This is a genomic window from Zhihengliuella alba, from assembly GCF_039538765.1.
GTDB lineage: Bacteria > Actinomycetota > Actinomycetes > Actinomycetales > Micrococcaceae > Zhihengliuella > Zhihengliuella alba.
This window is the reverse complement of record NZ_BAABCJ010000001.1, coordinates 396,371-408,666: the sequence shown is the minus strand read 5'-3', so window position 1 is coordinate 408,666 and position 12,296 is coordinate 396,371. Positions and strand designations below refer to the sequence as shown.

Annotated in this window: 13 protein-coding genes and 1 tRNA gene; 6 read left to right on the top strand and 8 right to left on the bottom strand. The window is 67.8% G+C overall.

Translation table 11 applies throughout. The annotated features are described in order from the left end of the window. Positions 1-22: 22 nt before the first annotated feature. Together ABD784_RS01805 and ABD784_RS01800 are read right to left on the bottom strand one after the other, a co-directional pair. Positions 23-1,189 carry an acyl-CoA dehydrogenase family protein gene (locus tag ABD784_RS01805; protein ID WP_344879091.1) on the bottom strand — a complete coding sequence of 389 codons (1,167 nt, stop codon included), beginning with the start codon at positions 1,187-1,189 and terminating at the stop codon, positions 23-25. A 74-nt stretch (positions 1,190-1,263) separates the two neighbouring features. Then, the gene (locus tag ABD784_RS01800) at positions 1,264-2,583 is read right to left on the bottom strand and encodes a M20/M25/M40 family metallo-hydrolase (protein ID WP_344879088.1); all 1,320 of its coding nucleotides are present in this window, start codon (positions 2,581-2,583) and stop codon (positions 1,264-1,266) included. 159 nt (positions 2,584-2,742) lie between these two features. On the opposite strand from ABD784_RS01800, the gene ABD784_RS01795 reads away from it, so the two are divergent. The 4 genes from ABD784_RS01795 (at position 2,743) to ABD784_RS01780 (ending at position 5,224) form a co-directional block, all read left to right on the top strand. Next, positions 2,743-2,827 (top strand) — tRNA-Leu (locus ABD784_RS01795). A gap of 229 nt (positions 2,828-3,056) precedes the next feature. Further along, the gene (locus ABD784_RS01790) at positions 3,057-3,329 is read left to right on the top strand and encodes a glutaredoxin domain-containing protein (protein ID WP_344879085.1); all 273 of its coding nucleotides are present in this window, start codon (positions 3,057-3,059) and stop codon (positions 3,327-3,329) included. A gap of 159 nt (positions 3,330-3,488) precedes the next feature. Beyond that, positions 3,489-4,592 (top strand): S-(hydroxymethyl)mycothiol dehydrogenase, encoded by a 1,104-nt coding sequence (locus ABD784_RS01785; RefSeq protein WP_344879082.1) that lies wholly within the window; start codon positions 3,489-3,491, stop codon positions 4,590-4,592. A gap of 2 nt (positions 4,593-4,594) precedes the next feature. Continuing rightward, on the top strand, positions 4,595-5,224 hold the full coding sequence (locus tag ABD784_RS01780) for an MBL fold metallo-hydrolase (RefSeq protein WP_344879079.1): 630 nt from the start codon (positions 4,595-4,597) through the stop codon (positions 5,222-5,224). Positions 5,225-5,259: 35 nt separating this feature from the next. Here the strand turns inward: ABD784_RS01780 and ABD784_RS01775 are convergent, their stop codons facing one another. Then, positions 5,260-6,003, bottom strand: coding sequence for a lipoate--protein ligase family protein (locus ABD784_RS01775; RefSeq protein WP_344879076.1), 744 nt, complete (start codon positions 6,001-6,003; stop codon positions 5,260-5,262). Positions 6,004-6,027: 24 nt separating this feature from the next. Between ABD784_RS01775 and ABD784_RS01770 the strand changes: the two genes are divergently transcribed. Next, positions 6,028-6,630, top strand: a complete 603-nt coding sequence (locus ABD784_RS01770; RefSeq protein ID WP_344879073.1) for a uridine kinase family protein — start codon at positions 6,028-6,030, stop codon at positions 6,628-6,630. A 45-nt stretch (positions 6,631-6,675) separates the two neighbouring features. Here the strand turns inward: ABD784_RS01770 and ABD784_RS01765 are convergent, their stop codons facing one another. Further along, positions 6,676-7,500: a thioesterase family protein gene (locus ABD784_RS01765; protein WP_344879070.1), complete on the bottom strand. Its 825-nt coding sequence runs from the start codon at positions 7,498-7,500 to the stop codon at positions 6,676-6,678. Between the two features lie 110 nt (positions 7,501-7,610). Between ABD784_RS01765 and ABD784_RS01760 the strand changes: the two genes are divergently transcribed. Next, on the top strand, positions 7,611-8,099 hold the full coding sequence (locus ABD784_RS01760; RefSeq protein WP_344879067.1) for a ribosomal maturation YjgA family protein: 489 nt from the start codon (positions 7,611-7,613) through the stop codon (positions 8,097-8,099). A gap of 25 nt (positions 8,100-8,124) precedes the next feature. On the opposite strand, the gene nrdF is transcribed toward ABD784_RS01760, so the two are convergent. From nrdF to nrdH, 4 genes are all read right to left on the bottom strand, one after another. Beyond that, positions 8,125-9,099: a class 1b ribonucleoside-diphosphate reductase subunit beta gene (nrdF, locus tag ABD784_RS01755; RefSeq protein ID WP_344879064.1), complete on the bottom strand. Its 975-nt coding sequence runs from the start codon at positions 9,097-9,099 to the stop codon at positions 8,125-8,127. 91 nt (positions 9,100-9,190) lie between these two features. Further along, positions 9,191-11,332, bottom strand: coding sequence for a class 1b ribonucleoside-diphosphate reductase subunit alpha (gene nrdE / locus ABD784_RS01750; RefSeq protein WP_344881241.1), 2,142 nt, complete (start codon positions 11,330-11,332; stop codon positions 9,191-9,193). Continuing rightward, positions 11,329-11,769 (bottom strand): class Ib ribonucleoside-diphosphate reductase assembly flavoprotein NrdI, encoded by a 441-nt coding sequence (gene nrdI, locus ABD784_RS01745; protein WP_344879061.1) that lies wholly within the window; start codon positions 11,767-11,769, stop codon positions 11,329-11,331. Before nrdI ends, nrdE begins: the two co-directional genes overlap by 4 nt. Continuing rightward, positions 11,762-12,004 (bottom strand): glutaredoxin-like protein NrdH, encoded by a 243-nt coding sequence (gene nrdH / locus ABD784_RS01740; RefSeq protein ID WP_309079717.1) that lies wholly within the window; start codon positions 12,002-12,004, stop codon positions 11,762-11,764. The genes nrdI and nrdH overlap by 8 nt, the downstream gene beginning before the upstream one ends. Between the last annotated feature and the right edge of the window lie 292 nt (positions 12,005-12,296).

Genomic DNA, 12,296 nt, shown 5'->3' with positions numbered 1-12,296 from the left:
CACGTCCCGGCCGCGTCGCCGTCTACGCGAGCGGACCGAGCAGCCAGGCTGCGACCGTCCCGTGGGCGGACTCCGCGTCCGAGGGATGGTAGAGGCTGGCCAGGGCATCCCGGTACAGGCGTTCCAGCTCGCTGCCGCGGAAGTACTGCCCTCCCCCGGAGACCTTGAGAGCCGTCTCCACGGTCGATCGCGCCGTGTCGCCGGCGCGGGTCCGCAGCGTCACGAGGCGTGGGAACCAGCCGGCGCCGTGGTCCACCAGTCCGTCCAGATCCGCCGTCGTCCGCCGGATCAGGGCGTCGAGCGCGAGGATGTCCATCCCGGCGTGGGCGATCTGCCAGCGGATGTCCGGGTCGCGGTCAAGTGTCGTCCCGTGCTTGAGCGAGGTCCGTCGAGCCGGCACCTGCGCCGCCAGCTCGAGCGCCCGGTCGGCGAGCCCCGTGTAGACCGACGCCGTCAGGGTCAGGAACGACGCGAAGATGCCGAAGATCAGCGGATCGGGCTGCGGGCCCACGGGGAGCCTTGTATGGAGCCACTCGCCCGGAACGAAGGCACCCTCGAGACGCGTGGAGCTCGACTGCGTCGCCCGCATCCCGAGCGTGTCCCAGTCGTCGCCCGTGGAGACGCCGGGATCAGCGCGGTCCACGAATCCGTGGACGAGCTCCGCCTCCTCCCCGGCACCGAGCTTCCCGAAGACGCCCAGCCGCGTCCATACCGGCGACAGCGAGGTGAAGATCTTGCGTCCGGTGAGCCGGACGCCGCCGTCGTGTTCCTCCGCGGCGGTCAGGGAGTCGAAGAGGACCTGATCGTTGCCGGGCTCGGAGATCCCGAACGCCATGACGTGCCCGTCGCGTATCCACTCCTGCACAAAGCCCAGGCGGTCGTCGCCGCGGGCACCGAGGATGTGTGCGACGCCGGCCCATACATGGTGCATGTTCACCGCCAGCGCGGTCGCCGGCGCGTGGGCGGCCAGCAGGCGCTGAGCGGTCGCGAGCGTTCCGAGATTCCAGCCCGACCCGCCGTCGGAGACAGGGAGCAGCACCTTCAGATACCCGGCCGCGGCGAGCTCGGCGAAGTCCTCGTCGGGGAAGCGGTTCTCGCGGTCGTAGCTCGGCGCGCGCTCGCGGATGCGCTCCAGGAGATCTGCCGGGAGCACGTCGCTCACGTGGTCGGGAGCTTCCAGATGCTTCACGGAGGAGTCCTCTCGGTGTGGCGGTGCGCGCAGTCGATCTGCCGGACCGGGGTTCGATAGGTCTGCAGGAGGGCTCAGTAGGACTGCAGGAGGCGGTGCAGGACGCGCGTGCCGAACTTCAACGAGTCCACCGGGACCCGCTCGTCGATGCCGTGGAACATCCCCGTGAAGTCCAGTTCGGCGGGCAGCCGCAGCGGCGCGAATCCGTAGCCCGTGATCCCCAGCCGCGCCAGCGACTTGTTGTCCGTCCCGCCGGAGAGCATGTAGGGCAGCACGACGGCGTCCGGGTCCTCCGCGCCGAGCGCGTCGATCATCGACTCGACGAGATCCCCCGAGAAGGGGACCTCGAGCGAGATGTCCTCGTGGTCGGCCACGACGTCGACGCCCGGGCCGGCCAGCCGGCGGATCGTCTCCCGCAGGACCTCCTCCTGGCCCGGCAGGGTGCGGCAGTCGATCAGGGCCTCCGCCGTCCCCGGGATCACGTTGTGTTTGTACCCGGCGGTCAGCGCGGTGGGATTCGAGGTGTTCTGCAGGGTGGCCCCGACGAAACGGGCCACGGTGCCCAGCTGGTCCAGCAGCGCCTGCGGGTCCGACTCGTCGAACTCGACGCCCGTCAGCTCGGAGACGCCCTCGAGGAACGCGCGCGTCGTCTTCGTGTACTCGATCGGCCACTCGTGCGAGCCGATGCGGGACACGGCGTTGGCCAGCCGGGTCACCGCGTTGTCGTCGTTGATCTGCGAGCCGTGGCCGGCCCGGCCCGCCGCCGCCAGCCGCAGCCACGCGATCCCCTTCTCGGCGGTCTGCAGGAAGTAGGCGCGGCGACCATTGATCGTCGACGAGAACCCGCCCACCTCGCTGATCGCCTCGGTAGCCCCCGCGAAGAGCTCGGGGCGCTTCTCGACCAGCCACCCCGCGCCGTAGTCGCCCCCGGCCTCCTCGTCCGCGAAAAACGCGTAGACGATGTCTCGACGGGGGCGCTCGCCGATCCGTGCCATGTGCCGCATGACCGAGAGGATCATCGCGTCCATGTCCTTCATGTCCACGGCGCCCCGGCCCCACACCATGCCGTCCGAGATCTCCCCCGAGAAGGGATCCACACTCCAGTCGGCCGCCTGCGCGGGGACGACGTCGAGATGGCCGTGGACGACCAGCGCCGGCAGGCTCGAGTCGGTCCCGGCGACACGAGCGACGACGTTCGCCCGTCCGGGCGAGGACTCGAGGATCTGCGGATCGGCCCCGGCATCGGCCATCAGGCTGGCGGCGTACTCGGCGGCCCGGCGCTCGCCGCGGGAATCGTTGTTGCCGAAGTTGGACGTGTCGATCCGGATGAGATTGCGGCAGATGTCCACCACTTCGTCCTCGGCGGTGACCTCGGACGCGGATAGGTTGCTCATGGCGACTCCTTCTGGGCGGCTGGGACTGCCTCCAGCGTAGCGACGGACGCCACACTCCGGCCGAATTGGTCAACGCCCCGAAGTGGTGTTAGAGTATTTCTCGCTGCAAACGCACGGAAACGAGTCCTAACCGACTTCTGACTTGCGGAAACATCACCTGCGCGGGTGGCGGAATAGGCAGACGCGCTAGCTTGAGGTGCTAGTCCTCGGATAGAGGGTGGGGGTTCAAGTCCCCCTCCGCGCACATTCGGACCCCGGAGAACCAAGGTTCTCCGGGGTCTTTTTTGTGCCCTCGTCGGCAGGGTGAGCGCTGTAGGAGTGGACGCCGCAGCACTCACGTGGTCACCTGGTGTGCCCGACCGGACGGACACCGTGCGCGCCGTACCGCCTGCTCGGCCCCCGTCGGCGTGGCGACGGTAGGCTGTCCAGCGGTCACAGGAAATACGTCGCCCCTCGGAAAGGTTGAGAGAGACATGAGCGAATCTGCACTGAACGAGTACATCCCCGCCGCCGGCGTCACGATGTTCACCACCACCTGGTGCGGCTACTGCCGCAACCTGAAGCGCATGATGGATGCCGAGGGCATCGAGTACCGCGAGGTCAACATCGAGGAGACGCCCGGTACGGCGGAGATCGTCGAGTCCTTCAATGGCGGCAATCAGACCGTCCCGACCCTGATCTTCCCGGACGGGTCCGCGGCCACCAACCCCCGGATCGACGAGGTCCGCTCGCGTCTCGGCGCGTAGCTCGTCCAGAGCCGGCTCGCCTCTGGTGAGCTCTCGTCTCGGAGGCCGTGTCCGGGTCGCGGAACCTCTTGCGCACACCTCTCCCGCCCGTGATTGGATGACGGTGGCGTCCTGCGAAGGACGCCACCGTTTCCATGCACGAAGAATCCAGGAGAGCACATGCCTCAGCAGGTCAAGGGCGTCGTCGCCACAGCCAAGAACGCACCCGTGGAGCTCACGACGATCGTGATCCCGGATCCGGGGCCGGGAGAGGCCGTGGTGGACATCCTCACCTGCGGTGTCTGCCACACGGATCTGCACTACAAACTGGGCGGGATCGGGGACGAGTTCCCATACCTCCTCGGCCACGAGGCCACCGGCGTGGTCTCCCAGGTGGGCGAGGGCGTCACCGAGGTCGCCGTGGGCGACCGGGTCATCCTGAACTGGCGCGCCGTCTGCGGCCAGTGCCGGGCCTGCGCCAAGGGCCAGCCGCAGTACTGCTTCGACACAGCCAACGCCACCCAGAAGATGACGCTCGAGGACGGCACGGAGCTCTCCCCCGCGCTCGGCATCGGCGCCTTCGCGGAGAAGACCCTCGTCGCCGCGGGCCAGTGCACCAAGGTGGACGACGACGTCGATCCCGCCGCCGTCGGTCTGCTCGGCTGTGGTGTCATGGCGGGGATCGGCGCGGCCATCAACACGGGCGAGGTCAAGCGCGGCGAGTCGGTTGCCGTCATCGGCTGCGGCGGCGTGGGCATCGCCGCGGTGGCCGGCGCAGCCCTGGCCGGTGCCACGACGATCATCGCCGTGGACATCGACCCGGAGAAGGTCCAGATGGCCAAGAAGCTCGGCGCCACCCACGGGGTCAACTCGCGTGAGCAGGATCCGATCGAGGCGATCCGCGAGCTCACGGGCGGATTCGGCGCCGACGTCGTCATCGAGGCCGTCGGCCGCCCGGAGACCTACGAGCAGGCGTTCTACGCGCGCGACCTCGCCGGCCGCGTCGTGCTCGTCGGCGTCCCGACCCCCGACATGAAAATCGAGCTGCCGCTGCTGGAGGTCTTCGGCCGCGGCGGCTCGCTGAAGTCGTCCTGGTACGGCGATTGCCTGCCCAGCCGCGACTTCCCCATGCTCGTGGACCAGTACCGGCTCGGCCGGCTCGATCTGGATGCGTTCGTCACCGAGCGCATCGAGCTGACCGATGTGGAGGCCGCCTTCGAGAAGATGCACGGCGGCAAGGTGCTGCGCTCCGTCGTCGAACTGCCCGCGAGCCAGGAGGTCTAGCCATGACTGCACGCGTAGAGAACCTTGTCACGTCAGGGACGTTCAGCCTCGACGGCGGCACCTGGGACGTCGACAACAATGTCTGGATCGTCGGCGACGACGCCGAGGTGATCGTGATCGACCCCGCGCACGACGCCGACGCCGTGGCCACCGCCGTCGGCGACCGCAGCGTCAAGGCCGTACTGCTCACGCACGGGCACGACGACCACATCCGTCACGCGCGCTCGGCCGCCGAGAAGCTGGGCGCCGAGATCTGGATGAATCCCGCCGACCAGATGCTCTGGGAGGCCGTCTTCCCCGGCACCCGACCCGATCACGAGATCGCTGACGGGGACCGCTTCGAGGTGGCTGGGACCGAGTTGATCGCCCTGCACACACCGGGCCACTCCCCCGGATCCACCTGCTTCCACGCCCCTGCCCTCGGCACCGTCTTCTCCGGCGACACCCTGTTCAACGGCGGCCCGGGAGCGACGGGACGGTCCTACAGCGACTTCGGCACGATCGTGGAGTCGATCCGGACGCGTCTCCTCGGCCTGCCCGAGGAGACGGTGGTCCGCACCGGCCACGGCGACACGACCCGGATCGGGGACGAGGCGCCCAACGTCCAGGACTGGATCGACCGGGGTCACTGAACCCGGCGCCCGACTGCTGCCGGCCGGTCGCCCTCTCAGGCGCCGGTCGGCAGCGCCAGCGGCAGGTGGGCCGCGTAGGCGCTCAGGAGCGCGTCCTCGACGTGGGAGACGGTGACGCCGGGCACCAGGTCGTCGACCGAGCCGACTGTCGCCGGATCCAGCGGCATCGCCAGCGCATCGTAGACGTCGGTCAGCACCCGCCGCAGCGGCTCGGAGTCCTCCACCACGAAGACCGAGGCGAAGAGCCACGCGCCGGCGACGACTCGCTGGGCGGTGCCGACCAGTTTCACCGGGCCGCCTGGCGCGGACGCGGGCGGACGCCCGTGCACGCTGAAGTCACCCGGACAGTACTCCCCGGGGATCTCCCCGACCCGGGCATCGACGGCGAGGGACCGCAAGGCCTCCGCGTAGAGCTCGCCCAGCTGCTGGAACCGGGCCTGGTGCCCCAGCATCGCCTCGCCCGCCGGCTCGGCGTGGTCCACGATGAGCGTGCCACGGTGATAGGCGGCGGCGCGTCCGCCTGCCTTCCGGACCACCGGCGCGAACCCAGCGGCTCGCGAGAGCCGCACCGCGTCGTCGTAGCCCTCCAGGCGCACGTCCCGCTGGCCGAAGGCCATCGTGGGGGCCGGGCGGTAGATGCGCAGGGTCGGGCCGCGATGGCCGCTGCGCACCGCCTGCAGCAGGTCCACACCGCCCAGCAGATCACGCTCCGGGTCGCCGGATGCGGAATCCCGGACGATCGTGAGCGGTCCGACAACCCCGGGATTCCAAACAGTCATGCATCTGATTCTAGGATGGACGCTGTGCAAACGCCCGGTAAACCACTCGTCCTGCTCGGCGGCGCCTCCGGCGCCGGGAAGTCCTACCTCGCCGCGCGCTATGGCCGTCCGCACGTGGTGCTGGACAATTTCTACCGCGAGCTCGCGGAGCACACGGCCGAGTCGCCGTTGCCGATGACTTCCTACGGCGAGGTGGACTGGGACCACCCGGGGACCTGGAACACCTCCTCGGCGGTCGGCGCGATCGTCGAACTCCTGGAGACGGGCGAGACACAGGTCCCTGACTATTCACTGGCGACGTCGAGCTACCGGGGGCGTTCGCTGGTGGCGCTCGACGGCGGCCCCGTGGTCGCCGAGGGGATCTTCGGCGACCTCGTCCTCGCACCGCTGAGGCGTCAGGGAGTTCCCGTCGAAGCGATCTACGTGGATACTCCGCGCCTGCTCACGGCAGTGCGCCGTCTGGTCCGGGACGTGTCCGAGCGGCGCAAGCCGCTCCCGTTCCTGCTCAAGCGCGGATGGGCCCTGTTCCGTGCGGAGGGCGCGGTGCGCCGGCGCTACCTGGAGGCAGGTTTCGAGCCGATGCCCAAGCCTGCCGTGAAACGGCGTCTGGCGGAACTCGGCGCCTAGGACGCCAGAGATCAGGGCCGGAGCCGGCTCGGTCCGAGAACGGGCTCAGCCCAGGGGGCGCACCGTCAGGATCTGCTCGCTGCGCCCGAACGGTCCCTGCTCGTCGTGCAGGACTGCGGACGTCAGCCCGATCCCGTCCGTCCCGTAGGTCTGCTGTGACTCCAGTCCGAGCCACTCGCCCACCGGGGCGCGGTGCATGTGGATCTGGAGGTCCACGTTGGGGAACATCCAGGAGCCCGGTCCGGGCTCGGCGCGGGGAGCCACGCCATTGGCCGTGTCCACCATGCCCATCAGATGCGTCAGGGCCGAGGTCTCGTGCCCGTCGACCATGGGCAGCTCGTTGCGGATCCAGACGACGCCCCGGCCGGGACGTTGCCCGCCGGGCGCCACGCGGAACTGGAGCGACTCGATGTACCCGCCCGGCCACACACTCATTCCGGTCCAGTCCGGTAGATCATGCGGTCCCGCCACGGGAGCGTCCTCGAGCCCGGCGACCACGGCGGAGTCGCCGGTCTTCAGGCGCCACGCGCGGGCGACGATGCTCGTGCGGCCCTGCGCGACCATCTCGGCCTCGATCAGCTCGATCGTCCGGCCGGGGCGGACCATCCGCGTGCGGACCTCGAACTCGCCCCCGTGGATGATGCCGTGGATGTCCAGGCTGATGCGGGCCATGCGCATGTCGTCCCGGGGCTGGAACCGCTCCAGGGCGTGCGTCAGGATCCCCGTCGCCGGCGCCATGTGCTGCTCGTGCGGGTTCCAGGCGCCCTGGGCGTGGACGGTCGACCGGTAGCGGCCGTCGCCGAGGTCTCGGTAGAAGAAGTCGCCCACCGCGAGCTCGGGCAGGGCCTCCTGGGCCGACGTCTGCGTCATAGTCCTTCTCTCCTGGTCCGTGCCGTACCGTGCCATGTCTCGTCTCTCATCTCAGCGCAAGCGGCACCGCAACGCAAAACGCGCCTCGGCGTCGCCGCTAGGCTGGCCGGATGTTCGCTCTCGGATCGTCCCCGCGGCGGCTCCGGCGCCGCTCGGCTCTCGTGATCGCCGGCGCGGGCCTCGTGCCGCTGGGACTCGCGTCGCGCTTCCTGCTCGACGGCTGGCTCGGAGATGCCGCCGGCGGCGCCCTCTACGCTGCCCTCGTCTATCTGCTCGTGGCCCTGGTGCGCCCGGACCAGCGAGCGCTACCGATCGCCGCCCTGGCCTGGGGGCTCTGCTGCGCGGTGGAGCTGCTGCAGTTGACTGCCCTCCCCCGCGAGCTGGCAGCGTCGTTCCCACCCGCCGCGCTCGTGCTGGGGTCTACCTTCGTGGCGACCGATCCCATCGCCTATGCGGCCGGAGCCGCGCTCGCTGCATTCGCCGATCGGCTGTTGACCCCGGTGGGGCCGCGGGACGGTAGCGCCAACGAGGAGGGGCCAGGGGCCGATCGCAAGAAGCGATCGGCCCCTGGCCCCTCCGGGCCGCCGCGCCGGCGCTGAGGGCGGCGCGGCGAGCGGGATCAGCTCAGAAGTCCCAGTCCTCGTCCTCGGTGTTCACGGCCTTGCCGATCACGTACGAGGAGCCGGAGCCGGAGAAGAAGTCGTGGTTCTCGTCGGCGTTGGGGCTCAGCGCAGAGAGGATGGCCGGGTTCACGTCGGTGACGGACGTCGGGAACATCGCCTCGTAGCCCAGGTTCATCAGCGCCTTGTTGGCGTTGTAGTGCAGGAACTTCTTGACGTCCTCGCTCAGGCCCACGCCGTCGTAGAGGTCGTGCGTGTACTGCACCTCGTTCTCGTAGAGCTCGAAGAGCAGCTCGAACGTGTAGTCCTTGAGCTCCTGACGGCGCTCCTCGGTGAGCCGCTCCAGACCCTTCTGGTACTTGTAGCCGATGTAGTAGCCGTGGACGGCCTCGTCGCGGATGATCAGGCGGATGAGGTCGGCCGTGTTGGTGAGCTTGGCCCGGGAGGACCAGTACATCGGCAGGTAGAAGCCGGAGTAGAAGAGGAAGGACTCGAGCAGCGTCGAGGCGATCTTCTTCTTCAGCGGATCGTCGCCGTGGTAGTACGACTCGACGATGGTCGCCTTCTTCTGCAGGTTCTCGTTCTCGAGCGACCAGCGGAAGGCCTCGTCGATCTCCTTGGTGGAGCACAGCGTGGAGAAGATCGACGAGTAGCTCTTGGCGTGCACCGACTCCATGAAGGCGATGTTGGTGTACACGGCCTCCTCGTGCGGGGTCAGCGAGTCCGGGATCAGGGAGACGGCGCCCACGGTGCCCTGGAGGGTGTCCAGCAGCGTCAGGCCCGTGAACACGCGCATGGTGAGGGTCTGCTCCTCCGGGGTGAGCGTGGCCCACGACTGGACGTCGTTGGACAGCGGCACCTTCTCCGGCAGCCAGAAGTTGTTGACGAGGCGGTTCCACACCTCGACGTCCTTGTCGTCCTGGATCCGGTTCCAGTTGATGGCCTGAACGTGGCCGTGCAGCGCGACCTTATCGGTCATGTCCTCCCCTGACTTCCCTGGGTTCGTGTCTTGAGCGTACGACGGCGGGCGGGCTCGCCCGCCGTCGTACCGATTGGTTGCCGCGGGGCGACTACAGCATGCAGCTGACGCAACCCTCCACCTCGGTGCCCTCGAGGGCGAGCTGGCGGAGACGGATGTAGTAGATCGTCTTGATCCCCTTCTTCCACGCGTAGATCTGTGCGCGATTGATGTCGCGCGTCGTCGCCGTGTCCTTGAAGAAGAGGGTCAGGGACAGGCCCTGGTCGACGTGCTGCGTGGCAGCGGCGTACGTGTCGATGATCTTCTCGTACCCGATCTCGTACGCGTCCTGGTAGTACTCCAGGTTGTCGTTGTCGAGGTAGGGGGCCGGGTAGTAGACGCGCCCGAGCTTGCCCTCCTTGCGGATCTCGATCTTCGAGGCCACTGGATGGATCGAGGAGGTCGAGTTGTTGATGTAGGAGATCGAGCCGGTCGGCGGCACCGCCTGGAGGTTCTGGTTGTAGATGCCGTGCTCCATGACGGAGGCCTTCAGCGCGCGCCAGTCCTCCTGGGTGGGGAGGTGCGTGTCCCCGAAGAGCTCCTTGACCCGCTCGGTCTTCGGTGCCCACTCCTGCTCGGTGTACTTGTCGAAGAACGTGCCCGAGGCGTATTCGGAGTCCTCGAAGCCGCCGAACGGGCTGCCCGTCTCGATCGCCATCTGGTTGGAGACCCGCAGCGCGTGGAACAGCACCGTGTAGAAGTACATGTTCGTGAAGTCCAGCCCCTCCTCGGAGCCGTAGTGGACGCGCTCCCGTGCGAGGTACCCGTGCAGGTTCATCTGCCCCAGGCCGATGGCGCGCGAGGAGCGGTTGCCCTCGGCGATCGACGGGACGGAGGCGATGTAGGACATGTCGGCCACGGCCGAGAGGGCGCGGACGGCGGTCTCGATGCTGCGGCCGATGTCGGGCGAGTCCATCGTCTTGGCGATGTTCATCGAACCGAGGTTGCAGGAGATGTCCTTGCCGACGACCTCGTAGGTCAGGTCCTCGTTGAACGTCGACGGGGACGAGACCTGCAGGATCTCCGAGCACAGGTTGCTCATGGTGATCTTGCCGGCGATCGGATTGGCCCGATTGACCGTGTCCTCGAACACGATGTACGGGTAGCCCGACTCGAACTGGATCTCCGCCAGGGTCTGGAAGAACTCGCGGGCGTTGATCTTGGTCTTCTTGATCCGCGCGTCGTCGACCATCTCGTAGTACTTCTCGGTGACCGAGACATCGGAGAACGGCATCCCGTAGACGCGCTCGACGTCGTACGGCGAGAACAGGTACATGTCCTCGTTGCGCTTGGCCAGCTCGAACGTGATGTCCGGGACGACCACGCCGAGGGAGAGCGTCTTGATGCGGATCTTCTCGTCCGCGTTCTCCCGCTTGGTGTCCAGGAAGCGGTAGATGTCCGGATGGTGCGCGTGCAGGTACACGGCGCCGGCGCCCTGACGGGCACCCAGCTGGTTCGCGTAGGAGAAGGAGTCCTCGAGGAGCTTCATGACGGGGATGACGCCGGAGGACTGGTTCTCGATCTGCTTGATCGGCGCGCCGTGCTCGCGGATGTTGGTCAGCGAGAGGGCGACGCCGCCTCCCCGCTTGGAGAGCTGCAGCGCGGAGTTGATGCCGCGGGCAATCGACTCCATGTTGTCCTCGACACGGAGGAGGAAGCAGGAGACGAGCTCGCCGCGCTGGGCCTTGCCCGCGTTCAGGAACGTCGGGGTCGCCGGCTGGAACCGGCCCTCGATGATCTCGTCGACGAGTCGTTCGGCCAGGGCCTCGTCGCCGCGGGCCAGGTGCATGGCGACCATGCACACCCGGTCCTCGTAGCGCTCGAGGTAGCGCTTGCCGTCGAACGTCTTCAGCGTGTAGCTCGTGTAGAACTTGAACGCGCCGAGGAAGGTCTCGAAGCGGAACTTCTTGGAGTAGGCCCGCTTGTAGAGCCCGCGAATGAAGTTCATGGAGTACTGGTCGAGGGTCTCGCGCTCGTAGTACTCGTTCTTGACCAGGTACTCGAGCTTCTCGTCGAGGTCGTGGAAGAAGACCGTGTTGTTGTTCACGTGCTGCAGGAAGTACTGGCGCGCAGCGGCGCGGTCGGCGCCGAACTGGATCTTCCCCTCGGCGTCGTAGAGGTTCAGCATGGCGTTGAGCTCGTGATAGCCCAGCCCCTGCCAGGCTGCGGGGAGTTCCTTGCCGTCCTGGTTCACGGTCGACTCCGCGACTGGTGTTTCCAAAACTCTTCCAATCCTTGACGTACGTTGGCCACGTCTTCTGGCGTGCCCATCAGTTCGAACCTGTACAGCAACGGCACATCGCACTTCGCGGAGATCTTGCGTGCCGCGAGGCAGTAGGCCGAGCCGAAGTTCGTGTTGCCGGCGCCGATGACGCCTCGGAGCAGGCTCCGGTTCTCCTGCCGATTCAGGAACCGCATCACCTGCGGCGGGATCGAGTGCCTGCCGTCCTCGCCACCGTAGGTGGGGAGGAGGAGCACGAACGGCTCCGTGGCCACCAGCTCCGGCTCCCATCCGTAGAGCGGGATGCGTGCCGCCTCGACCCCGAGCTTGTCGATGAACTTCGCGGTGTTCTCCGAAGTCGACGAGAAGTAGACCAGGTGGCTGTCGGTCTGCGTCGGCCCGTCAGGCAACGGAGGTTGCGGCCTCGGCCAGCTCCTCGATCTTGTCCGGGCGGAACCCGGACCAGTGGTCGCTGTCGGTCACGACGACCGGCGCCTGCATGTAGCCCATCGCGCGGACCTGCTCCAGGGCCGACGGGTCCTGGGAGATGTCGACGCTCTGGTAGACGATGCCCTTCTTGTCCAGCGCGCGGTAGGTGGCGTTGCACTGCACGCAGGCCGGCTTGGTGTACACCGTGACGGTCATGGCTGTAATCCCCTTCGTCCCTGTTCGTTGGTGAAGTTGTCTCGAGAAGTCTGTTGCGACGTGCTGCCGCGATGGCCGTGGGCCGCTTCGCTGCGCGTCGTCGGTGGGGCGGATCTGCGTCCGTCGGGGCCGATTCCCGGGCCCTTCGGCCGGACGGATCCGCTTCGGCTCCGTCGCGATATCGATACTACATCTAGTGCTGACCCCATGGAGCGACCCCTAGATCTTGTCTTACAAGTATGTCATTAGACGGCTCGTGGGTCCACAGGCAGTGTGGAGAAACGAGGCCATT

What these genes read in the sequence shown, in the direction of transcription:
- ABD784_RS01760 (WP_344879067.1), top strand. Translation starts at nt 7,611, where the DNA reads ATGTTCGCTCTCGGATCGTCCCCGCGGCGGCTCCGGCGCCGCTCGGCT.
- ABD784_RS01775 (WP_344879076.1), bottom strand. Translation starts at nt 6,003, where the DNA reads ATGACTGTTTGGAATCCCGGGGTTGTCGGACCGCTCACGATCGTCCGG.
- ABD784_RS01765 (WP_344879070.1), bottom strand. Translation starts at nt 7,500, where the DNA reads ATGACGCAGACGTCGGCCCAGGAGGCCCTGCCCGAGCTCGCGGTGGGC.
- nrdF (WP_344879064.1), bottom strand. Translation starts at nt 9,099, where the DNA reads ATGACCGATAAGGTCGCGCTGCACGGCCACGTTCAGGCCATCAACTGG.
- nrdH (WP_309079717.1), bottom strand. Translation starts at nt 12,004, where the DNA reads ATGACCGTCACGGTGTACACCAAGCCGGCCTGCGTGCAGTGCAACGCC.
- ABD784_RS01800 (WP_344879088.1), bottom strand. Translation starts at nt 2,583, where the DNA reads ATGAGCAACCTATCCGCGTCCGAGGTCACCGCCGAGGACGAAGTGGTG.
- ABD784_RS01790 (WP_344879085.1), top strand. Translation starts at nt 3,057, where the DNA reads ATGAGCGAATCTGCACTGAACGAGTACATCCCCGCCGCCGGCGTCACG.
- ABD784_RS01780 (WP_344879079.1), top strand. Translation starts at nt 4,595, where the DNA reads ATGACTGCACGCGTAGAGAACCTTGTCACGTCAGGGACGTTCAGCCTC.
- ABD784_RS01785 (WP_344879082.1), top strand. Translation starts at nt 3,489, where the DNA reads ATGCCTCAGCAGGTCAAGGGCGTCGTCGCCACAGCCAAGAACGCACCC.